Consider the following 23,051-nt stretch of genomic DNA (forward strand, 5'->3'; position numbering starts at 1 on the left):
AAAGTGAAAAAAGTTCAAATTTGATTGTCGAACGGACGAATATCATCGCTGACGTCACGACACTCCGCGTTCAACCATCGGCCTTCCATGCGTACGAATACGATCTCCCGGCATGAACTCGGCATGTCCGTCATACACGCGATCGGCGACGAAGGCTTCGTCGGGCTGAGCGCGGCACTCGACCGTCTCGACCCCGATTTCAAGCGATTGCTCGTCGAGGGCGCATATGCCGACATCATCGCCCGCCCCAACCTCTCGCTGAAGCACCGGGAACTCGTGACGGTCGCGGTACTCGCGACGATGGGCAATGCGGATGGCGCACTGAAATACCATGCGGGCGGCATGTTGAATACCGGCTGGACGCCGCACGCGGTGCTCGACACGGCGTTCGAGACGCTCCATTACGCAGGCGTGCCGGTGGCCGCGGCCGCGATACGCCACATCGCCGGGTTGTTGCGCGAACGTGCCATCGATATCGACGTCGACGTCGACGTCGATTTTTTCGAGGATCCCGAAGCGACGATCGCCACGTTGCTTGAGCGCCGGCAACGGCCGTTCGATGCGCTGACGCCGAAAGAGCGCCGGCTCGCCGGGCTTGCCATCGTCATCGCACGCGAAAACCGGCACGATGCGGTTCGCGTACACGTGAACGACTGCCTGCACGCGGGCTGGACGCGCGGCGAACTGACGGAGGTATTGATTCAACTGACCGGCTACATCGGCTGGCCGCTCGTACTGCCCGTGTCGCGCATCGTGCTCGACGCGTTCGATGCGTTCAGTGCGCTCAATGGGGCGCCGGACGACTCGGCGGGAATCCAGGCCGATGCACCGGCCGAGCGGCATGCGCTGCAACGCGACCTGTATCCGTCGGACGCGGTAGGCGGCTTTGTGGACATGTCGTCCGCGATCGAGCGTGGCATCGATCGGCTGGCCAGCGCGGCATCGGGCGATGAGCCGGTCGAGCAGGCGAAGGCGCGCCACCTGACGGCAATCGCGTGCCTGACCTGCCTCGCGCGCAATGCCGACGCCGACGCGCTCGCCGCGCACATCCGCGACGCACGCCGGTCGGGCGCATCGCGACCCGAGATCGTCGAGGCCATCGTCGCCGCGTTGCCTCATGCCGGCGTGCTGGCCGTGCAATGGGCGCTCGCCGAGGCGAGCCGTTCGTTCGCCTCGGCGGCTCCGCATGCGGCGCGCGAGCACGACGACGTGCAGGCATGAAGACGACCGCGTTCCACCTCTCTCCCACACCATGCGGCACGAACGACACAGGAAACGACGATGAACGACGAAGGCGGATACGATCTCGAGGATCTCATGCCCGGCATGAACGCGTGCTTTTCGAAAACCCTTTCCGAGCACGACGTGCTGCTGTTCGCGAACGCGACCGGCGACCGGAACCCCGTGCATCTCGACGAGGCCTATGCGCAGCGAACATTTTTCGGCGGCCGCATCGCGCACGGCATGTTGTCCGCCTCCGTGATATCGGCGGCGATCGCGACGCATCTGCCAGGGCCCGGCTCGATCTATCTGTCGCAGGATCTGCAATTCCGCCGCCCGGTCAAGCTGGGCGAAACGGTCTGCGCGACGGTGACGGTCAAGGAGATTCTCGCGAGCCGGCGTCGGGTCGTGCTGGAAACGCGCTGCGAAGTCGACGGCCTCGTCGTCGTGGAGGGCACGGCGGTGGTGATGCCCACGAATGCAGCGGCGCGCCGGAAAGCAGCGGCGACCGTGCAGGATCAGGCGGTTTGACGGCCGCCCGAAGCGCGACTGCCGGCGTTGTCGGGCGTGCGACCCGCGGTCGCGCTACGCGGGTTTGCGCAGCGGCTCGAGCAGGCGCCTCAGGCCGTTATGGTCGATCTCGTGCATCAGCGCGAGCTGCCGGCCGATTTCGCCGCGCGGGAAGCCTTCACGCGCCAGCCAGTTGAGGTAAGGCCCGGGCAGGTCGGCAAGGAGTCGCCCTTTGTATTTTCCGAAGGGCATGGTGACGGCGACGAGGGATTCAAGATCTGGGGTGCGCATGCGCGTATTGTGCACGGCTTTGCGCAGCCGCGCGCGTCACGGCCCGGCTGCGGCCCAAGGCCGCGAATCCGACCCTTCGCGGCGGGATGAATCAACCAACCGGCCCCGATTGACAATCGGGATTCACGTCAGCCGCCGGCTTGCTTCGCGCCTGCTAGACTGGAACTTCCCCCTGCAAACCATGGAGGGAATCATGATGTCCATCTATGTCGTGAAGACCGGCGAGCAGTTCCTCTGCACCGCCGAGGACGGCGATATCGGCATGGCGCCGGCCATCGAAGACGCGGCCTCCTTCGGTTCGTACGACGAAGCGGAGAAAGCCGCGAGCGCGCATGCCGACCCCGGGTACGAGATCGTGGCCGTCTGCATGATCAGGCACTGAGCGCCGATCCGCGGCCCGGTGCGCAGGGCGATCCGCGTGCCGGACGCCAGTCGCCGCGCGTCGGCGGCGTCGATGCGACGGACCCGGCGTTCGCACGCCGCGGACGGGCGGTTCGCGCCACGCGTCGTCCACGCCAAGCATCATTGCCGCAAGCGAGCCGTCCGGCTTCGACGGCCACGCTTGCGGCAACCGGCTTGCAGCGTCCTACTTCTGCAGCGAGATTTCCACGCGACGATTGCGCGCGCGTCCTTCGGCGGTATCGTTCGATGCCGCCGGGTTCGCCTCCCCGTGGCCGACCGCGGCAAACGCATCGGCCTTCAGCCCGTGCTCGCGCAGATAGCCGGCGACGGCATCCGCCCGGCGCTTCGACAGCGCCTGATTGTGCGCATCCGAGCCGGTCGCGTCGGTATAGCCGTCCACTTCCACGCGCGCGAAATGCTTGTCGCCCTGCCGGCTCAGCAGCGTGTCGAGCGCGGCGGTCGCGGCAGGCGTCAGCACGGCCGAGTCGGTCGCGAAATATGCATCGCCGGTCAGGCTCACCTTTTCGGCCGGCACGGGCGCCGGCGTAACGGCCTCGGCGGCCGGCGCGGGCGCCGCGCCGCACTGGAACACGATCGAATGCGCATCGGCGCCGTCGCGGTACGGCGTGGTGGTGTCGACGAGGCGCACGGCCTCGTTGCCGCACATGCGCGTCGCGACCTTCATGCAGGTCTTCGCGCTCGACAGGATGCCGTGGCAGTCGACCTGGAACGTCCGGATGCCGTTTCGCGGCTGCAGTTCGTACGCGTTGTACGTCGGCCCCGACGCACTCGAACAGGCCGCGAGGGAAACGACGGACGCCAGCAGGGCAAGATGGATGTTTTTCACTTGATGACTCCGAGAATGCGATGAGCACGGCGCGTGCGGCGCGATGTCGCGACGCATCCGCGCGTGTTTGCGTTCGGCGCGGCCCGCTCCGGCAACGCGTGCCGGAACGAACCGCTGCGCGCGATCACTTCCACTGGTACAGCATGCCCGCGCCGACCACGCGCTGGCTGCCGGCGAAACCGCCGTTCAGCGTCGCCTTCAGGTTCTCCGTGACGCGCGCCTGCACACCGACCGCCATGGCCTTCTGGCCCTGGAACGTCGCCGTGCCGACCCCCATCGCGAAGTTCGAATCGCGGTCCATGTGCGGGATCGACGCCATCGCGGCGGTCGCGGCGATCCCCTCGCGGGCCATCGAATCGGTCTGCTGGATCTGCTGCTGCATCTGCGTGAGCTGGTTGTTGACCGTGTTCAGCGACTGCGTGAACTGGTTCGATACCGCGTTCAACTGGTTCACGTTCACCGCGTCGGTGCCCTGCGTGCCCGCCGCGACGTTCACGACCTGCCGCGCCGAATCCGCCGAGCCGACCGCGACCACGTTCGAGCGCCCGCCGTCGTTGCTGCCCGTGCCGATCGCCGTCGAGTTGTTGCCCGACGCGGTCGAGCCGACGCCGATCGCCGTCGAGCCGTTGCCCGACGCCGTCGAACCGTTGCCGACCGCCGTGCTGTTGGAGCCCGACGCGACCGCGCCCGAGCCGCCTGCCGACGAGTTCGAGCCGCTCGCCCCCGGCGGCACGTTGCCGCCGGTCGGGTTCGTCGTGTACTGCCCGCCGAGGTTGGTCGTGCGCTGGTCGATCAGCGTCGTCAACTGGTTCGCCACCGAATCGAGCTGCGACACGTTCACCGCGTCGGTGCCGTTCTTGCCGGCCGCGAGCCCGGTGATCTGGCGATTGCCGATGTTCACTTCGCCGGCCGACGACTGCGGGCTGCTCAGCCCGTACGCGACGTAGTTCGTCAGCGCGCCGACCGTGGTCAGCGAACCGGCGCCGAGCGCGACGCTGTTCGCGAACGTCGCCGATGCGCCGGCGCCGAGCGCGAGCGCATCGGTCGCGCTGCCGCGGGCCCCCGAGCCGAGCGCGACGCTGCCCACGCTGACCGCCACCGCATTCGCGCCCTGCGCGACCGACTGCGCGCCGGTCGCCGTCGCGCCGCTGCCCAGCGCGATCGCGTCGGCCTGCGCGGAACTCGCCGCCTGGCCGATCGCGACCCCGCCCGGCGCGGTCTGGTCGACGATCGCACCGTTGCCGATACCCACGCCGTTGTCGCCGTTGACGACCGTCGTCGGCCCGACCGCGATCGATTCCGCGCCGACGGCCAGCGAATCGCCCGCCGTCGAATTCGCGTGGAAGTACTTCTGGCCCGTCACCGCGAACGATTGCAGCGCGCCGGTCAACTGCCGCACCGTTACCGCATCCTGCTGGCCGGTGCCGTCGGCGACGTTGGTGATCTGGCGGTAGGTCCTGTTCGTCGCGTCGCCGACCGATACCGCGCCGAGCAGCGTCTGGTCGGTCGTGTCGAACGGGATCGACGCGCTGCCGTTGCGGATGATGCCGGACGACGGCGCCGTCGCGCGGTCGGCGACCGAGCCCGAGCCGAGCGCGATGCTGCCGTCCACGCGCGAGATCGCGTTCGGGCCGATCGCGACGCTGTCCAGGCCGAGCGCCTGGCTGTCCGGCGCGGTCGAATTCGCGTGGAAGTACTTGATGCCGTTCGCGTTGATGTTGTCGATCGCCGAGCCGACGTTGTTGTTGATCGTCGTGGAGCCGTCGCTGTTGTACGTCACGTACGACGGCGCCGAGATCGTGCCGGTGGTCGGATCGTAGGTGGCGCCGCCGCCGATCGCACCGGCCGTGCTGTTGCCGAGGTTCGTGTTGTTGTTCGTGATCGAGCTCAGGCTGGTGGACAGCGAACCGATGCCGGTCGACGTGGCCGTGGACAGCGAGGTCAGGCTGCTGTTCGTCGAGCTCAGGCCGGTGGACAGCGAACCGACGACCGTCGACGTCGACGTGGACAGCGACGTGATCGTGCTGTTGGTCGAGCTCAAGCCGGTGGACAGCGAACCGGCGACGGTCGACGTCGAAGTCGACAGCGACGTCAGGTTGCTGTTCGTCGAGCTCAGGCCCGTGGACAGCGAGCCGACGACGGTCGAGGTCGAAGTCGACAGCGACGTGACCGTGCTGTTGGTCGAACTCAGGCCGGTGGACAGCGAACTGATGCCCGTCGACGTCGACGTGGACAGCGACGCCACCGAGCTAATGGTCGAGCTCAACCCGGTGGACAACGAACCGATGCCGGTGGACGTAGACGTGGACAGCGACGTGATGCTCGACGCCGTCGACGTCGACAGCGAATCGAGCGCGGTGTTCGTCGCGGCGAGTTGCGATCCGTTGATCGCGTCCGTGCTCGACGAACTGATTCGCCCGGCCGCGACGTTGGTGATCTGGCGCTCGCTGCCCGCCGCGCCGACGCTGACGACGCTGGTCGGATTGACGCCGTTGAACGTGTACGTGACGCCGCCGATGGTGCCGGTCGACGTCGGATTCGGCGCGGCCGTCACCGACCCGGAGCCGAGCGCGACGTCGCCGGCGCGGGTCGCCGCCGTCGCGCCGTCACCCAACGCGATATTGCCGGCCATCCCCGCCGCACCCGCCGTCGAACCGTTGCCCAATGCGACGCTGCCCTGACCGATCGCCTTGTTGTTGTTGCCGATCGCCACCGCGCCATTGGCTTGATTGGTGACCGTCGCAGATGCCGTGCCGTCGCTATTGGCGATGTTGTTCGCCCCACCCGTGAAAGCACCGGTGCCGCTGGCGTAACTCGGATCGCCGATCGCTACCGCACCGTTGCCGACGGCAGTGTTGCCCGCGCCGATGGAAACCGCGGTGCCGCCCGTCGCGGTGGCGCCCGTGCCGATCGCGACGGCGTTGCCGGAATCGGCGGCGGCACTGCTGCCCATGGCAATCGCGTTGGTGGCCGACGCATTGGCGGCGTCGCCGATCGCCACGGCGGCAGTACCGGTCGCGACCGCGGTCGCACCGAATGCGGACGAGAACTGACCTGTCGCCTGGCTGCCGGTACCGACCGCCGTGGCACGATAGGTCGGCGTGCCGGTGTTGTTGCCGGCGATCGACGAAGCGCCGATGGCAACACTGCCGTCGTCGATCGCCGAAGACGCGGCCCCCAGGGCGACCGTGTTCGTGGCGGCGGACGTGGCCTGCGTGCCCAGCGCGATCGCATTGGTGGCGGTCGCCTTGCTGGAGGTGCCGGCCGCGAACGCGTTGGTCTGCGATGCCGTCGCGCTGGAGCCCAGGGCCGTGCCCCCTGCGCCGGCGGCGAGCGCGAGATTGCCCAACGCCAGGCCGAACTGCTGCGTCGCGCTCGATTGAATGCCGATCGCGACCGAACTGACGCCCGATCCGACTGTGTTCACGCCGAACGCAAGCGCATTGTTGGCGCTGGCCGTCGTATTCGAGCCCATCGCGATCGAATTGGCGCCGAGCGACTGCGTGCCCGAGCCGGGCACGCCCGCGGTGCCGCCCCAGCCGATCGCGATCGACGACGTGCCCTTCGCGCCGCTGTTGACGCCCATCGCGACGCCGGAATTACCGGAAGCCAGCGCGCCGCTGCCCACCGCGACGCCGGCCGCTCCCGAACTCGTCGACTGATTGCCGAGCGCGACCGAGCCCGTATCGGTTGCATTCGACGCATAGCCGAGCGAGACGCTTTGAGCGCCTACCGCACTCGCGCCGAGACCGAGCGCGGCCGCATACTGGCCGGACGCCAGCGCGTTGTTGCCGAGCCCGATGGCCGAAGCGCCGGTCGCAGCCGCGCCGCTGCCCATCGCCACCGCGCCGTTTTGGGTCGCGCTCGAGAGATTGCCGACGGCAACCGAGAAAGTGCCGCTGCCAATCGACTGCACGCCCAGCGCCACGCCGTTGAAGCCGGTCACTTGCGAATTGATGCCGATGGCCGTCCCGCCATCGGCCATCGCATGCGCGCCGGGGCCGATCGCCGTGGACGACAGGCCAGCCGCCGTCGACAGATTGCCGTAAGAGGTCGCATTCACCTGCGACGCCACGGAACCGTTGCCGATCGCCGTCGAACTGGCGCCCCCGGTCGCGGAGCCGCCACCCGCCGAATATTGCGCATGCGCACCGGCCTGGAACAGCCCGAGATACGCGGCCGTCATCATCACGACGAGCCGTCTGGGCGAGAGCGCCGGCTTCGTCGCGATGCCCGCGTCTGCCGCATGCACGGACGCGCTTCTCGACGACGCAACCCGCTTGCCGCGCGCACGATCGAGCTCCGACGCCGCAACCCAGGCGCCCAGTGCTTCGTTCCAGATCGACTTGAACGACTTGTTCATCTTGTGTTCCCTCGGTTCTCATGTGCTGGATGACACAACAGCGAACGCGGCGCCAGGCGCGGCGCGGACCTCATCCGCTTGCGCCTGTCTCGCGACGCCTCGCTTCTTACTTCGCATCACTAATAACAACTACGAACAGCGTTGCCCGACACGCTCGACCCATAACGCGAGTGCGCGACCGACCGCCGCGCATGCCCGTTCGGCACGATGCGCGATGACGATCGCCGGTTATCGATTCACGGAAGTCGACATCGCCCGCCCGGCGGCGACACGGCGCACGACGCGCCGCGAATCCGCACGCGCGCACACCGCCGCACCCGCCGAAGGGCGACTTCGAATCTCATTGGAAAAGCGTCGCTCGGACGCTGGACGAACGGATGCCGGCCCGCATCGCGGGCGGCCCGTCATATGTCATTCAGGCGGTGAAAGGCGCCATGCAGTCCCCGGATCTGACGCACGCGCCGCCGGATCGCCGACGCTGACAGCCCGCACCGGATCGATCGACCCGGCGCGCTGACCTGCCATGCTTGTCGTATTCATGTTTTTCGTATCCGCCTGATTCGAAGAGCGCCGCGCGCGGCCCCCGGGATCGATACAGCGCCCGGCGGCTCACACGAAGTCGCTCACCCCTTTTCCGTCCGGCGGGCGACCGGCTTTTCCGGATTTCCCGGAAAAGCCGGCTACTCACCGCACGGCCCCGGCATCGAATTAATCGATCGAATTTACTTGACGATTTTCTTCTCGCTCGACGCCTTGCACCCACCCCAACCCGTCATTTCTCGATTCGCCCTGTATGTCGAAAAATCTCGCCAATCATGACGTTTTCATTACCCTCGTGCCCGTTATTCTTTTGTTACCGACTTCCCAACATCCGGGAATGCCATCATTCAATTCGCCATCGAATGTCGGCTGCCCTGAGAGCGACGGCGACAACAATCCTCACGGCGACCCGAAGCGGTGAAAGAACCGATTCCAGCCGCACCGGGGCTAGTGTGCAGGCATTCGTCCAAACAAACCTTTTCCGCAGCGGAAAAACCCTTTTCCGGAGCGGACGGCATTTACATTCATACAGATCTTCAGGAAACGCGATTTTCCAGAAACAGGAATATCGAGCCGATATCAACGAAAACTTAACCGGTATGACGAGAAACGAACGGATTCGATTTACGCCGACACAGCGAATTTCGATATCTCGCGCGCGAATTCATCGTCCGGGCCACTCCGGCTCTTCAAATCATTAAATCGGAAATAAAGTCCGAAACCCGCGAAATCGGTTCGGCACATTTTTCCGCTCCGTTTTGTCTAGGGCGGACAACACCACCGCGCTGCCGCCACTACGCCCGTGCGACAAGCCCACACGCGCCGCACGGAATCCTCACAATCGAGGTTGCCGTCGGCATATAATTTTTTGCAACAATCGTGCAGATAGCACTGCCCCCCGACCTGACAGGCCACTCCTTCCCACGCGTTCGCAACCATGCCATCCCGCCTGCCCAGTCCGGCATCGCCTCGCATCACGCCGGATCTCGCTGGCGCGCATATTCTCATCGTCGACGATCGGCCGAACGACCTGCGGCTCCTGACCGAAATCCTGCGCACCGCGCAGTGCCGGATCAGCGTCGCGTTCGACGGACTGCAGGCCTATCACCGCGCGCAAGCGATCGCGCCCGATCTGATCCTGATGGACGTGCGCATGCCGCGCATGGACGGTTTCGCCGCGAGCCGGCTGCTGGCGTCCACACCGTCCACGCAATCCATTCCGGTCATCATCCTGACGGCCGCGGGCGACCTCGAGGATCGGATCGCGGGGCTCGAAACGGGTGCGATCGACTACATCGTCAAGCCGTTCGAGCCGGCGGAAGTGATCGCGCGGGTTCGCAATCACCTGAAGCGCGTGCGACGCAGCCAGCCGTTCGCGCACCTGCCCGAATTGCCCGACAACCCCGATGCGGCGCTCGTGCGCGCGGCGAGCGACGTGCTGCTGCGCAACCTGCGCCATCCGCCGGCGCTCGAGGATCTCGCGAAGCAGGTCGGTACGCACGAGAAGCGGCTGTCCCGCGTATTCCGCGATCATCTCGGCCAGACCGTATTCGAGTACCTGCGCGACACGCGCCTGCGCGCCGCGATGCACTTCCTGGCGGAAACGTCGATGGGGATCGGCGACATCGCCGAGGAAATCGGCTTTTCCACGCCCGGCAATTTCGCGACGGCGTTCCGCGAACGCTTCGGCATCACGCCGTCCGACTGGCGGCGCCAGCGCCACGCGGTCGACGCGCCGGCCGCACCGGCGGGGCGCCACGGCGATGCGTAGGCAATACGCGGCATGGACGGCCGGATGTCGCGCGGTACTCCTGCTTCTTGCGGCGCTGGCCGTCACATGCGCGACGGCCAGCGCCGCGACGACGCCGAACGCCGCGGGACTCGAAGCCGTATCGGTTTTCGAGGACGCCGGCGGGACGCTGTCCGTCGACGCGGTCGCCGCCCGGCTCGCCGACCCGGGCCGCCACGCGGCCACGGCAACCGCGCCCTCGTTCAACGTGATGTTTTCGCGCTCGGCATGGTGGGTGCGCGCGACGCTGGTCAACCGCGACAGCGAGACGCGCCCGCTGGTGCTCGCGATTCGCGATGCGCGCGTCGACCGGGCCGACTTCTATGTCGCGCCGCACGGCCAATGGATGCTCGAGCGCAGCTTCCCGGCCGATCGCGGCGATGCGCGCGACGCGCCGTCGCGCTACCCGACCCTCGACGTCACGCTGCGCGCGGGCGAACGGCTCCCCGTGCTGATCCGCATCACGTCGCGCAAGGAAATGCGGCTCGCGCCGGTCGCGTTCACCCGCGACGCGTGGACCGCGCAGGAATTGCACGCGTCGATGTGGAACTTCGGCTTCTTCGGCGGGTTGCTCGCCCTCGTCTGGTGTGCGCTGCTGATCGGCTTTTTCTCGCGCAGCGGCGTGTTCCTCGTGCTGGCCGTGCTGACCCTGAACACCGCGCTGTTCGAGGCCGCGTATCGCGGCTATCTCGCGATGGCCTTGTCGCCCGGCGCGCGCGAGTGGTCGACGCGCGGCGAAACGATCTTCGTGTACCTGTCGGTCGCCTGCTTCATCGTGTTCATCCTGATGGTCGCGCATCGCGAGAAGGCGAGGATGCCGATGCGCGCGGTGTATGTGGTGTTTCTCGCGCTCGAATGCGCGGGGATCGCCGGCGCGGCGTTCGGCGATCTGGCGACCTTCGCCCGGTTCTGCCTGTGGCTGAACACCGTGCTCGCGGTCGTGAACATCAGCCTGGCGCTGACGCTCGTGATCCGGCGCACGCCGACGGCCCGCGTGATGTTGATCGCTGTGGCTTTCGCGACGTTCAACATGCTGATCCGCATGCTCGACGGCCGCGATGCGCTGCCGCCGCTGCTGTCGTGGATCCGGTCCGACGTCTTTCCGAACCCCGTCATCGCGATCATCGGGCTCGCGACGCACCTGCTGGTGCTGGCCGCGTGGATCCACCACGTGGGCCGGCAGCGCACCGAGGCGCGCAAGCGGCTCGAGCACTGGCAGCTCACCGAGCAGGACCGGCTGCGCGACGAAGTCGCGCGGCGCACGGTGGCGCTCAACGATGCATTGCAGCAGTCGAGGACGCACATGCAGCAGAAGATCGAGACGCTCGGCTATGTCAGCCACGACCTGCGCGCGCCGCTGTCGACGATCAACGGCTATGCGAAGCTGCTGCTGGAAGGCGCGACGCACGGCCAGGCGCGGCTGATCCGGTCGATCGACCGCAGCATCCGCTACCAGCTCACGCTGATCGACGAATTGCTGGCGTTCACGAAGGCCGAACTCCAGCCGCTCGGCGTCGCGCCCGACCGCACCGACCTGCCCGGGCTGCTGGACGACATCGGCCACTACGCGGTCGCGCTGTGCGCGCAGCAGGACAACCGGTTCGTCTACCAACCCGTCACGCCGCTGCCGCGCACGGTGCTGATCGACGGTATCCGGCTGCAACAGGTGCTGCTGAACCTGTTGTCGAACGCATCGAAATTCACGCGCAACGGCACGGTCACGCTGTCGGTTCACGCGGCGCGCGAAGGCGATGCATGGCGCCTGCTGTTCGAGGTGGCCGATACGGGCATCGGCATCGACATCGGCGCGACCGCCGACATCTTCCGCGCGTACCAGCAGGTGCAGGCCGTGAACGGCGGCACCGGGCTCGGCCTGTTCATCGCGCAACGCATCGTCGCCGCGATGGGCGGCGAGCTGGCCGTCGCGAGCCAGCCGGGCGTCGGCACGACGTTCTCGTTCGCGGTCGTCGCGCCGGCCCTCGGCCATGCGCTCGCGCCGGCGTCGGGGCTCGTCAGGCGGTTCGATCCCGCCGACGAAGCGGCGCCGGCCAGCGCCGCGCCCGCGATGCGCAGCCCGCCCGCCGATGCGCTCGCCGAACTGATCGTGCTCGCCGGCGAAGGCCGGCTGACCGATATCGAGGAATGGCTCGGCCGGTATGTGGCCGAGCCGGATCATGCGCCGTTCGTGCAGGAAATGCGCGAGCACCTCGATGCGCTGGATCTGCACGCAATCGAAAAACTGGCCGGTTCGCTGAAGCGCACGCGCGTCGCGGATACGTCGTTCGACACCGAGGCGGACGCGACCGGGCCGGCCTGACGGCGCGGGCGGCCATGCTCGCCGGCCGCGCATCGGCCACGCCCGTCACCGGACCATCGCGCTTCATTTCGCACTCTCCGCGCAAGGGTGGCCGGGCGCGCTACGACCGCCGCATCGTCGAGACCAGCGCGACGTCCTCTTCGGGCGGCGCCGGCCGCGCGGGCGCGGCATCGCGCGCCGGCCGCCGCGCGCCGAGGCCGGTGCCGCCGGTGCGCCGCCGCGTCGCGTGCCGCTCGATGACCCGCTGCAGCACGCAGAACACGCACAGCAGCGCACCGATCACGATCCGCGTCCACCACGAACTCAGCGTGCCGTCGAACGTGATCAGCACCTGGATCGTGCCGAGGATGCCGACCCCGAACACCGAACCGATCACGTAGCCCACGCCGCCCGTCAGCAGCGTGCCGCCGATCACGGTCGCGGCGATCGCGTCGAGCTCCATTCCCTGCGCCTGCAGCCCGTAGCCCGACAGCACGTACAGCGTGAACACCACGCCGCCGAGCGCCGAACAGAAGCCGCTCAGCGCATAGACGCCGATCTTCGTGCGCGCGACCGGCAAGCCCATCAGCAGCGCCGAGCGTTCGTTGCCGCCGACCGCATACACGTTGCGGCCGAAGCGCGTGAAATGCGCGACGTAGATCGCGACGGCCAGCGTCGCGAGCGCGATCAGCGCACCGGCGCTCAGCGTGCCGCCGCCGACCGGCACGCTGATGCCCGCGATCGCATGGAACGCCGGCGCGTTGATCGTGATCGACTGCGTCGTGATCAGGAAGCACGCACCGCGCGCGAGGAACATCCCGGCGAGCGTGACGATGAACGGCTGCAACCGGAAATAGTGGATCAGCGCGCCCATCGCCGCGCCATACAGCGCGCCGAACGCGAGCACCAGCGGCACGATCACCCACACGGGCCAGTGCAGCCGTTCGGCGCCGACCGCGCAGAAGATCGTTGTCAGCGCAACGACGGAGCCGACCGACAGGTCGATGCCGCCGGACACGATCACGAACGTCATGCCGATCGCGACGATCAACAGGAACGCGTTGTCGACGAGCAGCCCGGTCAGCACCTGCATCGAGAAAAAGCCCGTGTACATCACGGACCCGAAGCCGAACAGCGCGACGAACAGCACGATCGTCACGACGATCGGCAGCGTGCGCGGATCGGCGAGGCGGCCAAGGAAACGGTTCATCGCGGCGTCGCTCCGGTGGTGGTGGCGCGCGATCGCGCGAAAGGCAGCAGCCGCGACGCGTGCCGCACCAGCAGCGCGCGCGCCGCGTCCGACTGGATCAGCGTCACGACGATCACGACGACCGCCTTGACGACGAGCGTCGCCTCCGGCGGCACGCCGATCGAATAGGTCGTGTAGGTCAGCGTCTGGATGATCAGCGCGCCGAGCACCGAGCCCGCGAGGCTGAAGCGGCCGCCGAGCAGCGACGTGCCGCCGAGCGTGACCGCGAGGATCGCGTCGAGCTCGAGCAGCAGCCCGGCGTTGTTGCCGTCGGCGCTGCGCACGTTCGAGCTCGCGAGAATGCCCGCGAGCGCCGACATCACGCCGGAGCACAGATACACGCCGAACACGATCGCGCCCGAGCGCAGCCCGACGAGCCGCGTCGCGACCGGGTTCACGCCGATCGCGCGAATGAACAGCCCGAGCGCCGTGCGGTTCACGAGCAACGCGATCGCGCCGATCGTCGCGACGGCGATCCACACCGCGCACGGCACGGTCGCGAGATAGCCGCCGCCGAGCGCGAGATAGCCGGGCGCGCCGATCGGGATGATCTGGCCGCCCGTCAGCAGTTGGGCGACGCCGCGCCCGGCCACCATCAGGATCAGCGTCGCGATGATCGGCTGCATCCCGACGAACGCGACGAGCAGCCCGTTCCACGCACCGGCCAGCAGCCCGACGCCGAGCGCCGCGGCCAGCGCCGCGCCGACCCGCGACGGGTCCGCCTCGAGCACGGTCGCGGCCGCGGCGCCGGCGATCGCGACGATCGCGCCGACCGAGATGTCGATGCCGCGCGTCGCGATCACGAGCGTCATCCCGAGCGACACGATCACGAGCGGTGCCGCTCGATTCAGGATGTCGATCGGCGCGCCGAACAGGTGGCCGTCGAGCAGCACGATCGACAGGAAGCCCGGACGATGCGCGACGTCCAGCGCGAACAGCAGCGCGAGCGTCAGCACCGGCCACGCGAGCGGATGACGAAACAGCGTGCGCAAGCGCGTCATGACTGACCTCCCGCGATCAACCGGTAAACCTGCTCCTCGGACGCATCGGCGCCCGTCAATTCCGCGACCTTGCGCCGGTCGCGCAGCACCGCGATCCGGTGGCTCACGCGCACGACCTCGCCGATCTCCGACGAGATGAACAGGATCGCGAGCCCCTGCGCGCACAACGCCAGCACGCGCTCCATGATGTCGAACTTCGCGGCGACGTCGATGCCGCGCGTCGGCTCGTCGAGAATCAGCAGCTTCGGGTCCGTCGCGAGCCAGCGCGCGAGCAGCACCTTCTGCTGGTTGCCGCCCGACAGCAGCCCGATCGGCTGCTCCGCGTCGCGCGCCTTGATGCCGAGCCGCGCGATATACGTGTCGGCGATCTCGCGCTGGCGCGCCCGCCCGATCAGCCGCCACCAGCCGCGCCGCGCCTGCAGCGCGAGCACGATGTTCTCGCGGATCGACAGCGCGGCGACGATGCCCTCCTTCTTGCGGTCTTCCGGGCAGTACGCGATGCCGTTGCGCACCGCGTCGTGCGGCGACGCGAGCCGCTTGCGCGCGCCGTCGATCTCGATCGCGCCGGTATCCGGGCGCGCCGCGGCGAACGCCAGTTGCGCGGTTTCGGTGCGGCCCGAGCCGAGCAGCCCGGCCAGCCCGACGATCTCGCCGGGGCGCACGTCGAGATCGAGCGCGCTCATCATCCCGCGCCGGCCGACCTGCTGCATCGACAGGAACGGCGCGGCGGCCGCGGCGTCACGCTCGACCGCCGCCGCGCCCGCCTGCAGCGTGTCGGACATGCGTTCGCGGCCGGTCATCTTCGCGACCAGCACGTCGACCGGCAGGTCGCGCGCGAGGTATTCGCCTTCGCGCTCGCCGTTGCGCATCACGGTGATCCGGTCGGACACCGCATAGGTCTGCTCGAGAAAATGCGTGACGAACAGGATCGCGATGCCGGACGCCTTCAGCCGGCGCAGCACGTCGAACAGCCGCGCGACCTCGCCGTCGTCGAGGCTCGAGGTCGGCTCGTCGAGAATCAGCACGCGTGCGTCGACCGACACCGCGCGCGCGATCGCGACCATCTGCTGCACGGCGATCGGATACGCGTCGAGCGAGCGCGTGACGTCGAGCGACAGGTCGAGTTCGGCGAGCGCCGCCCGCGCACGCGCGTGAATCGTGTTCCAGTCGATCGCGCCGCGCCGCATCGGCTGCCGGCCCGCGAAGATGTTCTCCGCGACCGACAGGTTCGCGCACAGGTTGACTTCCTGGTAGAGCGTCTGGATCCCGGCCGCCTCCGCCTCGCGCGGCGCGGCGAAATTCACCGGCGCGCCGCCGACGCGAATCTCGCCCGCATCGTGCGCATGCACGCCGGTGAGCACGTTGATCAGCGTCGACTTGCCCGCGCCGTTCTGGCCCATCAACGCGTGGATCTCACCCGGAAACAGCCGGAAATCGACGCGCTGCAGCGCGCTGACACCCGGAAACGACTTGTCGATGCCGATCATCTCGACCACCGGCGGACTCTGCATGCAGCCTCCCTCGAAGCGTCGCCGGACGGCGGCCGCCAGGCCGCCGCCCGTGCGGACAGGTCAGTACTTCCGGGTCGGCAGCACCTGCGCCGCGACGTTCATCGGGAACACCGTCTCGTTGGTCACGATGCGCTTGGGCACCGGCTTGCCGGCGACGACGTCCTTCACCGCGCTCATCAGTTGCGGCCCGAGCAGCGGGCTGCATTCGACGTCGACGTTGATCTTGCCCGCGATCATCGCCTGGAAGCCGCCCTTGGTCGCGTCGAACGACACGACGCTCACGTCCTTGCCGGGCTTGATCCCGGCTTCCTCCATCGCCTGGATCGCGCCGAGCGCCATGTCGTCGTTGTGCGCGTAGACGACGTTGATCTGCTTGCCGTAGGTCTTCGCGAACGCTTCCATCACCTGCTTGCCGCCGGCGAGCGTGAAGTCGCCGCTCTGCGATGCGATCACCTTGAATTTCGGATTGTTCTTGATCACTTCGAGCAGGCCCGCGCGGCGGTCGTTGGCCGGCGCGGAGCCGACCGTGCCCTGCAGCTCGACGATGTTGACCGGGCCCGGGTCGTTCTTGTAGCGCTCTTCCATCCAGTGGCCCGCGCGCCGCCCTTCCTCGAGGAAGTCGGAGCCGATCATCGTCACGAACAGCGACGGATCCTTCACGTCGACCGCGCGATCGGTCAGGATCACCGGGATATGCGCGGCCTTCGCTTCGTTCAGCACGGGCTCCCAGCCCGATTCGACGACCGGCGAGAACGCGATCACGTCGACCTTCTGCGCGATGAACGAGCGGATCGCGCGAATCTGGTTCTCCTGCTTCTGCTGGGCGTCGGAAAACTTCAGGTTGATGCCGGCATCCTTCGCCGCGCTCTTCACCGACACGGTGTTCGCGGTGCGCCACGCGCTTTCCGCGCCGACTTGCGAGAACCCGAGCGTGATCGGCTTTTGCTGCGCGTGCGCGCCGCCTGCCAGCACCGTCGCCGCGGCGACGATCGCGCCTGCCGCCAGCTTCCTGATGAATGTCATGGTCCGTCTCCGATGATGTCGTTGTGTGCCGCGGCGCTGTTGTGTTTCTGCGTGGCGCTGGCGCGGATCGGGCTGCGTCGGCCGGCGTGTCCGGCCGGCGCGGTATACATGCCCCGCATCAGTCTAGGAACAAGTCCGATAACCTTCCAATGAAATGTTGGATTGGGCTGATATCCGAATCGGCATACGTATAAACACCTAACCGCGCTGGCCGCCCCGCGCGGGGCGGCGCACGGTTCTTGCTCCCTCGCCATGGCTGTTCGCACCCCATGCCGGACGCCCGCCCTTCACGCGAACCCAAGGAGACAAGCATGATCGCTGCACGTGAACGCGGGTCGCCGCGCACCGCCGCCATCGCCGTCGCCGGCCGGCGCCCCGCGGCATGAAGCAGCACGCTTCTGGCACGGTCGCCGCACTGCGCCATGTCGACGACCGCCACCCCGGCTACACGCGCCGCCGGCTGCGCAACGGCTTCGCGTACTACGCGCAGGACGGCACACGCATTCGCGATGCCGCGGAAATCGCCCGCATCGACGCGCTCGCGATCCCGCCCGCCTATACCGACGTGTGGATCTGCGCGGATCCGCTCGGCCATCTGCAGGCGACGGGCCGCGACGCACGCGGGCGCAAGCAGTATCGCTATCACCCGCAGTGGCGCGCGACCCGCGATGCGAACAAGTACGCGCGGATGGCCGCGTTCGCGCGGGCGCTGCCGCGTATCCGCGCGCGCGTCACGCGCGATCTCGCGTTGCCGGGCATGCCGCGCGACAAGGTCGTCGCGACGATCGTCCGCTTGCTCGACACGACGCTCGCGCGGATCGGCAACGCGGAATACGCGCGCGAAAACGGCTCGTACGGGCTGACGACGCTGCGCAAGCGCCATTTGAAGATCCAGCCCGGCCGGGTGCGCCTGCGCTTCGCCGGCAAGAGCGGGATCGAACACGACGTGACGGTCGACGACGCGCGGGTCGCGCGGATCGTGCGGCGCTGCGCGGAGCTGCCCGGTCACGAGCTGTTCCAGTATGTGGACGACGACGGCGTACGCCATCCGGTCGGGTCGTCCGACGTGAACGACTACCTGCGCGAGGCCGGCGGCGCCGATTTCACCGCGAAGGATTACCGGACGTGGGCCGGCAGCGTGCACGCGCTGGGATTGTTGCGGCGCACGCCGCATCGCGGCGTCACGCATGCGCGCAAGCAGATCGTCGAGACCGTGCGCGCGGTGGCCGACCTGCTGCGCAATACGCCGGCCGTCTGTCGGCGCTGCTACATTCATCCGGCCGTGCTCGACGCGTTCGAGTCCGGCGCGCTCGCCACGCTCGCGGTCCGGCGTACGCCGCGCGGCCTGCGCGCGGACGAAGCGGCGTTCGTCGCGTTGCTGGTTTCCGCCAGCACGCGCGCGGCGAGATGAGCGTGCACATCGGGCCGAGGCCCGACCACGCACGACCGGCGCGGCTGCCCGCGTGTCGTTTACCACCGGGTTCCGGGCGCATGACCGATAGCCGCTCGCGCGCGTTTCTCTAAACTGGTTCGCACAACACGCCTGCCCGGTGTCGTCCGCTGCGCGCGTCACGCCACCGGCATCGAGGCATCCCCGAGATATCCGCCTTCGCTGTCCGTCGGCCCGCACGGCCCCGCTGCGCGCCTGCCGGTTGCCAAGGCAATTCCAGGAGCGTTCATTGAGTTCATCGCAAGCGCACCCCGCGAAAGCCCGGTCTTCGCGCAAGGCCCTCAAGCTGGATGACGTCACGATCGTCGACCCGGCCGTCCTCAAGCGCGCGGTTGGCGCGATGGCGTTCGGCAATGCGATGGAATGGTTCGACTTCGGCGTCTACAGCTATATCGCCGTCACGCTCGGCAAGGTGTTCTTCCCGTCCAGCAGCCCGTCCGCGCAGTTGCTCGCCACCTTCGGCACGTTCGCCGCCGCGTTCCTCGTGCGCCCGCTCGGCGGCATGGTGTTCGGCCCGCTCGGCGACCGCATCGGCCGCCAGCGCGTGCTCGCCGCCACGATGATCATGATGGCCGTCGGCACCTTCGCGATCGGCCTGATTCCAAGTTACGCGTCGATCGGCATCATGGCCCCGATCCTGCTGCTCGTCGCCCGCCTCGTGCAGGGCTTCTCGACCGGCGGCGAATACGGCGGCGCCGCCACCTTCATCGCCGAGTTCTCCACCGACAAGCGCCGCGGCTTCATGGGCAGCTTCCTCGAGTTCGGCACGCTGATCGGCTATACGCTCGGCGCGGCCACGGTCGCGCTGTTGACGGCCACGCTGTCGCAGGAAGCGCTGCTGTCGTGGGGCTGGCGCGTGCCGTTCTTCATCGCCGGCCCGCTCGGCCTCGTCGGCCTCTACGTGCGGCTCAGGCTCGAGGAAACGCCGGCATTCAAAAAGGAAGCCGAAGCACGCGAAGCGGACGAGCGCGCGCGGCCGAAGCAGCGCTTCGCGACGCTGCTCGTCGAACAGTGGAAGCCGCTGCTGCAGTGCGTCGGCCTCGTGCTGATCTTCAACGTGACCGACTACATGGCGCTGTCGTATCTGCCGAGCTACCTGTCGGCGACGCTGCACGTGCGCGAATCGCTCGGGCTCTTCATGGTGCTGCTCGTGATGGTGCTGATGATGCCGATGACGCTGTACGCCGGGCATCTGTCGGACAAGGTCGGCCGCAAGCCGGTGATGATGGCCGGCTGCGTGGGCCTGCTCGCGCTGTCGGTGCCGGCGCTGATGCTGATCCGCACCGGCGGCATGCTGCCGATCTTTGGCGGGATGCTGATCTACGGCATCCTGCTGTCGACGTTCACCGGCGTGATGCCGTCGGCGCTGCCCGCGCTGTTCCCGACGCGGATCCGCTACGGCGCGCTCGCGATCGGCTTCAACGTGTCGGTGTCGCTGTTCGGCGGCACGACGCCGCTCGTCACCGCATGGCTCGTCGATCGCACCGGCGACCTGATGATGCCCGCGTACTACCTGATGGGCGCGTCGTTCATCGGCATCGTGTCGGTGCTCGCGCTGCGCGAGACCGCGCGCCAGCCGCTGCCCGGTTCCGGGCCGTGCGTCGCGAGCCGCGCGGAAGCGTTGAGCCTCGTGCGCGGCGGGGCCGACGAAGCGCGTGTGCGCGATCGCAAGTTCACGCCGGTCAGCGAGCGCGCGTGACGCGGATCGATGCGACGCCGCGCGGCCTGCGCGGGCGTCGCCGTTCGCGCGATCGTCAGTTCGCCTGCAGTTGCTGCGCGTCGAACCAGTCGAGCAGCGCGCGCGTGACGAACGCGGGATTTTCCAGGTTCGAGATATGGCCGGCGTCGGGCACCAGCGTGTGCGCACAGCCGATCACGTTCGCCATCTTCACGGTTTCCGACGGCGGGCGCGCCATGTCGCCCGCGCCGCACATCAGCAGCGTGCGCGCGGCATCGAGTTCGGCGAGTGCCGCGAGCGTATCGGGCCGGCCGAAAATCAGCCGGCCGAGCGGCGCGATCGATTGCCGCAGCCGGTCGGCGGGCAGGTTCGCGAGCGCTTGGCGAAACGCGGCCGGCACCGGGCCCTCCAGATTGACGTCCGGCCGGAAGAACAGCGGCACGATCGCGTCGAGCAACGGCGGCGCGATGCGGCCCGCGGCCTCGATCGCATCGAGCATCGCGAAATAGCGGGTGCGCGTCGCATCGGGCTCGGCTTCGAGCGACGCGTCCATGATCACGAGCGAGCGCACGCGCCGCGGCTCGCGCAATGCGAGCCGCGCGCCCCACATGCCGCCGACGCTGAGCCCGACGACCGCGCACTGTTCGATGTCCAGCGCGTCGAGCAGCGCGCTCGCGTGCGCGGCGAGGTCGTCGAGCGTGTGCGTGCCTTGCGGCAGCGCGCCCGATTCGCCATGCCCCCACAGGTCCGGCACGATCACGCGATACCGGCTCGACAGCGCATCGATCTGCGGCGCCCACATCGTGGCGTCCCACAGATAGCTGTGCCCGAGCAGCACCGGAAACCCGGTGCCATGATCGTGGTAATGCAGGGTACTGCCTTGAATGCGCTGTGCGGGCATGCTGCCTCCGGAGTGTCAGGGCTCGGCGGCAGCCCGGAAACGGGCTCCGCGATGGCGGCGTTCTGTGACGAACGCGAAGCGGCGCATCATCGCACAATTTGCAGCGGCTGCGCATGACGCCGCGCACCGCGCATTCGCCGTGCCGCGCTATCCGACGCGATACATCGGCAGCACGTTGCTGCCGGCCGTGTCGTGCTCCGACACGAGCGGATGGCACGCTTGTTCGAGCAGCCAGTTGGTCAGCACCGCGATATCGAATTCGTTGCAAGCATCGGGGTTCTGCACGAGCACATAGCTGCCCGATGCAACGGTGCAATGCGGGAACAGCTCGACGAGCCGCCCCTGCTTCAACAGCCCGTCGACCAGCGGCCGCCTTCCGATCGCGATGCCGTGCCCGTCGACCGCCGCCTGGATCAGTTGATCGTACTGGCTGAAGTGCAGCGCGCCGGCCGGCCGCAGCCGCGGCACGCCGAGTTCCTTCAGCAATTGGCTCCACCCGTGCCACGGCCATTCGCCGCGCGGGTCGTCGAGATGCAGCAGCACGTGCTTGTCGAGGTCGGCCGGCTTCATCGACGCGGCGTCGCCCGCCGCCGTCATCAGGCTCGGGCTGCATACGGCCACGACACGCTCGCGAAACAGCACGTCCGTATCGTCGGTCGACGTATACGGGCCGGCATAGCGCACGGCCAGATGCAAACGTTTGCGCTTGAGATCTTCGATTTCGCTCGTGGCCGACACGCGCACGTCGATGTCCGGATAGCTTGCGCGGAACGAACCGAGGCGCGGAATCAGCCACAGCGCGGCGAACGAGACGGTGGTCGACAACGAGATGGCGCGCTGGCCGACACTCGACGACAGCTTGCCGACGACGGATTCGAGATCGGACAACGCGAACGAGATCGCGTCGTACAACTCGCGCCCCTTGTCGGTCAACGTCAGCGAACGAATGTGCCGATGAAAGAGCTCGATCCGGAGCTGCTCCTCGAGCGCCTTGACCTGGCGGCTCACGGCCGACTGCGTGACGTTCAGTTCCTGCCCCGCACGCGTGAAGCTCAAATGGCGCGCCGCGCATTCGAAGCCTCTCAGGAAATCCAGCGAAGGCAAACTTCTCAATCTCTTTGCCAATCTCACATTAGCCATACCGCCGCCTCAAAGTTGCACCCACCGACAGGCAAGTTGCCGCTCGTCTCCCTGAATCGTCTCTCCTATTTGGATTCTGAAACGATTTTATAGTGAAAGCACGGATGCATTCCATTCTTATTTTCAATCGTGACACTTGTATTTATCTATCGAATTTCGTTGCATCGATATTTTCTTACACAAATATTATCGGGTAGTGATTTTGTAAATCGATATGCAAGTGAATGGAAGGCTCGAAGACAGCGGTAAAACTCTCGCCAAAACAGGCATTTACCGGTGAAATCCGCCGCTGCCTCGGCGATTGCTTCACACCGGGAAAGCCGGCATCCGACGCATACAATTCAATTTCAATCAGCCGACTATTCATTATGTTTTCCGGATTGCGAAAAAACAAACCGCCCGCAACAGGCAAGCAAATGCCTTTTAAATCCGGAATTCAACGTTTATTGAACAATACTAAACACACGACATTCAAGCTTGCCATGCGAGTTCAAGAAACTGATGAGCCGATTATTTCCGGAAATGAATAACCGCCGGCCGGCAATGCCGATCGGCGTACATCGGGTTCGCCTGTCGGCCGGAATCCGGTGGCCGCCGCGCCGCGCGAGGGCCCATTCACTATGCGTTGCCCGGCACCTCATTCGCCCGCGCGGTCACTTCGCGGCGATAGCGGTTCAGCTCCTGCGCGGTCGCGAACGTGCGTTCGAACAGAATCGACAGGTTGTGCAGGATCCGCTCGACCACCTTCTTCTCCCACTCGCCGTCGAAGCGGATCTGCTCGTCGAGCCAGCGCTCGAGCCATTCCGGATCCGGCAGGCGCGATTGCACGGTGTCGCGCG

At 67.5% G+C, this 23,051-nt stretch carries 17 protein-coding genes and 1 pseudogene; 8 read left to right on the plus strand and 10 right to left on the minus strand.

The window, feature by feature from the left end:
• Window positions 1–123 precede the first annotated feature (123 nt).
• A complete protein-coding gene (locus CFB35_RS33745) occupies window positions 124–1,221 on the plus strand; it encodes a carboxymuconolactone decarboxylase family protein (protein WP_089466251.1) in 1,098 nt (365 codons plus the stop codon).
• A 60-nt stretch (window positions 1,222–1,281) separates the two neighbouring features.
• Window positions 1,282–1,752 (plus strand): MaoC family dehydratase, encoded by a 471-nt coding sequence (locus CFB35_RS33750; RefSeq protein WP_089466227.1) that lies wholly within the window; start codon window positions 1,282–1,284, stop codon window positions 1,750–1,752.
• A 54-nt stretch (window positions 1,753–1,806) separates the two neighbouring features.
• Here the strand turns inward: CFB35_RS33750 and CFB35_RS33755 are convergent, their stop codons facing one another.
• Window positions 1,807–2,022: a DUF3820 family protein gene (locus CFB35_RS33755; RefSeq protein ID WP_089466228.1), complete on the minus strand. Its 216-nt coding sequence runs from the start codon at window positions 2,020–2,022 to the stop codon at window positions 1,807–1,809.
• 193 nt (window positions 2,023–2,215) lie between these two features.
• Between CFB35_RS33755 and CFB35_RS33760 the strand changes: the two genes are divergently transcribed.
• Entirely contained in the window at window positions 2,216–2,404 is a 189-nt protein-coding gene (locus tag CFB35_RS33760) for a hypothetical protein (RefSeq protein ID WP_059583815.1), read from the plus strand.
• 204 nt (window positions 2,405–2,608) lie between these two features.
• Here CFB35_RS33760 and CFB35_RS33765 read toward each other — a convergent pair whose 3' ends face one another.
• Together CFB35_RS33765 and CFB35_RS33770 are read right to left on the minus strand one after the other, a co-directional pair.
• Window positions 2,609–3,271, minus strand: a complete 663-nt coding sequence (locus CFB35_RS33765; protein WP_060313971.1) for an OmpA family protein — start codon at window positions 3,269–3,271, stop codon at window positions 2,609–2,611.
• A 124-nt stretch (window positions 3,272–3,395) separates the two neighbouring features.
• Complete coding sequence (locus CFB35_RS33770) at window positions 3,396–7,634, minus strand: YadA-like family protein (protein WP_089466229.1); 4,239 nt, start codon at window positions 7,632–7,634, stop codon at window positions 3,396–3,398.
• A 1,477-nt stretch (window positions 7,635–9,111) separates the two neighbouring features.
• Between CFB35_RS33770 and CFB35_RS33780 the strand changes: the two genes are divergently transcribed.
• Both CFB35_RS33780 and CFB35_RS33785 read left to right on the plus strand, forming a co-directional pair.
• Window positions 9,112–9,945 (plus strand): response regulator, encoded by an 834-nt coding sequence (locus tag CFB35_RS33780; RefSeq protein WP_059583794.1) that lies wholly within the window; start codon window positions 9,112–9,114, stop codon window positions 9,943–9,945.
• The gene (locus tag CFB35_RS33785) at window positions 9,938–12,280 is read left to right on the plus strand and encodes a sensor histidine kinase (protein WP_089466230.1); all 2,343 of its coding nucleotides are present in this window, start codon (window positions 9,938–9,940) and stop codon (window positions 12,278–12,280) included. Before CFB35_RS33780 ends, CFB35_RS33785 begins: the two co-directional genes overlap by 8 nt.
• A 100-nt stretch (window positions 12,281–12,380) precedes the next feature.
• Here CFB35_RS33785 and yjfF read toward each other — a convergent pair whose 3' ends face one another.
• Genes yjfF through CFB35_RS33805 form a run of 4 tightly spaced genes read right to left on the minus strand, consistent with a single transcriptional unit; the run spans window position 12,381 to window position 17,043 of the window.
• Window positions 12,381–13,469 carry a galactofuranose ABC transporter, permease protein YjfF gene (yjfF, locus tag CFB35_RS33790; protein ID WP_089466231.1) on the minus strand — a complete coding sequence of 363 codons (1,089 nt, stop codon included), beginning with the start codon at window positions 13,467–13,469 and terminating at the stop codon, window positions 12,381–12,383.
• Window positions 13,466–14,509: an ABC transporter permease gene (locus CFB35_RS33795; RefSeq protein WP_059583798.1), complete on the minus strand. Its 1,044-nt coding sequence runs from the start codon at window positions 14,507–14,509 to the stop codon at window positions 13,466–13,468. The genes yjfF and CFB35_RS33795 overlap by 4 nt, the downstream gene beginning before the upstream one ends.
• Window positions 14,506–16,020, minus strand: a complete 1,515-nt coding sequence (locus CFB35_RS33800; RefSeq protein ID WP_060010728.1) for a sugar ABC transporter ATP-binding protein — start codon at window positions 16,018–16,020, stop codon at window positions 14,506–14,508. Before CFB35_RS33800 ends, CFB35_RS33795 begins: the two co-directional genes overlap by 4 nt.
• 60 nt (window positions 16,021–16,080) lie before the next feature.
• Window positions 16,081–17,043, minus strand: a complete 963-nt coding sequence (locus tag CFB35_RS33805) for an ABC transporter substrate-binding protein (protein ID WP_059637833.1) — start codon at window positions 17,041–17,043, stop codon at window positions 16,081–16,083.
• Between the two features lie 382 nt (window positions 17,044–17,425).
• On the opposite strand from CFB35_RS33805, the gene CFB35_RS33810 reads away from it, so the two are divergent.
• Window positions 17,426–18,454, plus strand: a complete 1,029-nt coding sequence (locus tag CFB35_RS33810; protein WP_060313993.1) for a DNA topoisomerase IB — start codon at window positions 17,426–17,428, stop codon at window positions 18,452–18,454.
• Between the two features lie 268 nt (window positions 18,455–18,722).
• Window positions 18,723–20,192 carry a glycine betaine/L-proline transporter ProP gene (gene proP, locus CFB35_RS33815; protein WP_089466232.1) on the plus strand — a complete coding sequence of 490 codons (1,470 nt, stop codon included), beginning with the start codon at window positions 18,723–18,725 and terminating at the stop codon, window positions 20,190–20,192.
• Between the two features lie 55 nt (window positions 20,193–20,247).
• Here the strand turns inward: proP and CFB35_RS33820 are convergent, their stop codons facing one another.
• Window positions 20,248–21,072: an alpha/beta fold hydrolase gene (locus CFB35_RS33820; RefSeq protein WP_060010738.1), complete on the minus strand. Its 825-nt coding sequence runs from the start codon at window positions 21,070–21,072 to the stop codon at window positions 20,248–20,250.
• A 147-nt stretch (window positions 21,073–21,219) separates the two neighbouring features.
• Window positions 21,220–22,212: a LysR substrate-binding domain-containing protein gene (locus CFB35_RS33825; protein WP_059583808.1), complete on the minus strand. Its 993-nt coding sequence runs from the start codon at window positions 22,210–22,212 to the stop codon at window positions 21,220–21,222.
• Window positions 22,213–22,436: 224 nt separating this feature from the next.
• Between CFB35_RS33825 and CFB35_RS34860 the strand changes: the two genes are divergently transcribed.
• Window positions 22,437–22,742 (plus strand): hypothetical protein, encoded by a 306-nt coding sequence (locus CFB35_RS34860; protein WP_143328785.1) that lies wholly within the window; start codon window positions 22,437–22,439, stop codon window positions 22,740–22,742.
• Window positions 22,743–22,830: 88 nt separating this feature from the next.
• On the opposite strand, the pseudogene CFB35_RS33830 reads toward CFB35_RS34860, so the two are convergent.
• Window positions 22,831–23,051: pseudogene (locus tag CFB35_RS33830) on the minus strand (ferritin-like domain-containing protein); the annotation flags it as partial.

The sequence above is a fragment of the Burkholderia sp. AU16482 genome (assembly GCF_002223285.1).
GTDB classification, from domain to species: domain Bacteria; phylum Pseudomonadota; class Gammaproteobacteria; order Burkholderiales; family Burkholderiaceae; genus Burkholderia; species Burkholderia semiarida.

Excerpts from the sequence above, each read along its gene's own strand:
- CFB35_RS33770 (WP_089466229.1), bottom strand. The coding sequence starts at position 7,634 with ATGAACAAGTCGTTCAAGTCGATCTGGAACGAAGCACTGGGCGCCTGG.
- CFB35_RS33820 (WP_060010738.1), bottom strand. The coding sequence starts at position 21,072 with ATGCCCGCACAGCGCATTCAAGGCAGTACCCTGCATTACCACGATCAT.
- CFB35_RS33760 (WP_059583815.1), top strand. The coding sequence starts at position 2,216 with ATGATGTCCATCTATGTCGTGAAGACCGGCGAGCAGTTCCTCTGCACC.
- CFB35_RS33800 (WP_060010728.1), bottom strand. The coding sequence starts at position 16,020 with ATGCAGAGTCCGCCGGTGGTCGAGATGATCGGCATCGACAAGTCGTTT.
- CFB35_RS34860 (WP_143328785.1), top strand. The coding sequence starts at position 22,437 with ATGGAAGGCTCGAAGACAGCGGTAAAACTCTCGCCAAAACAGGCATTT.
- CFB35_RS33780 (WP_059583794.1), top strand. The coding sequence starts at position 9,112 with ATGCCATCCCGCCTGCCCAGTCCGGCATCGCCTCGCATCACGCCGGAT.
- CFB35_RS33825 (WP_059583808.1), bottom strand. The coding sequence starts at position 22,212 with ATGGCTAATGTGAGATTGGCAAAGAGATTGAGAAGTTTGCCTTCGCTG.
- CFB35_RS33785 (WP_089466230.1), top strand. The coding sequence starts at position 9,938 with ATGCGTAGGCAATACGCGGCATGGACGGCCGGATGTCGCGCGGTACTC.
- CFB35_RS33745 (WP_089466251.1), top strand. The coding sequence starts at position 124 with ATGTCCGTCATACACGCGATCGGCGACGAAGGCTTCGTCGGGCTGAGC.
- CFB35_RS33810 (WP_060313993.1), top strand. The coding sequence starts at position 17,426 with ATGAAGCAGCACGCTTCTGGCACGGTCGCCGCACTGCGCCATGTCGAC.
- CFB35_RS33795 (WP_059583798.1), bottom strand. The coding sequence starts at position 14,509 with ATGACGCGCTTGCGCACGCTGTTTCGTCATCCGCTCGCGTGGCCGGTG.
- yjfF (WP_089466231.1), bottom strand. The coding sequence starts at position 13,469 with ATGAACCGTTTCCTTGGCCGCCTCGCCGATCCGCGCACGCTGCCGATC.
- CFB35_RS33755 (WP_089466228.1), bottom strand. The coding sequence starts at position 2,022 with ATGCGCACCCCAGATCTTGAATCCCTCGTCGCCGTCACCATGCCCTTC.
- CFB35_RS33750 (WP_089466227.1), top strand. The coding sequence starts at position 1,282 with ATGAACGACGAAGGCGGATACGATCTCGAGGATCTCATGCCCGGCATG.
- CFB35_RS33805 (WP_059637833.1), bottom strand. The coding sequence starts at position 17,043 with ATGACATTCATCAGGAAGCTGGCGGCAGGCGCGATCGTCGCCGCGGCG.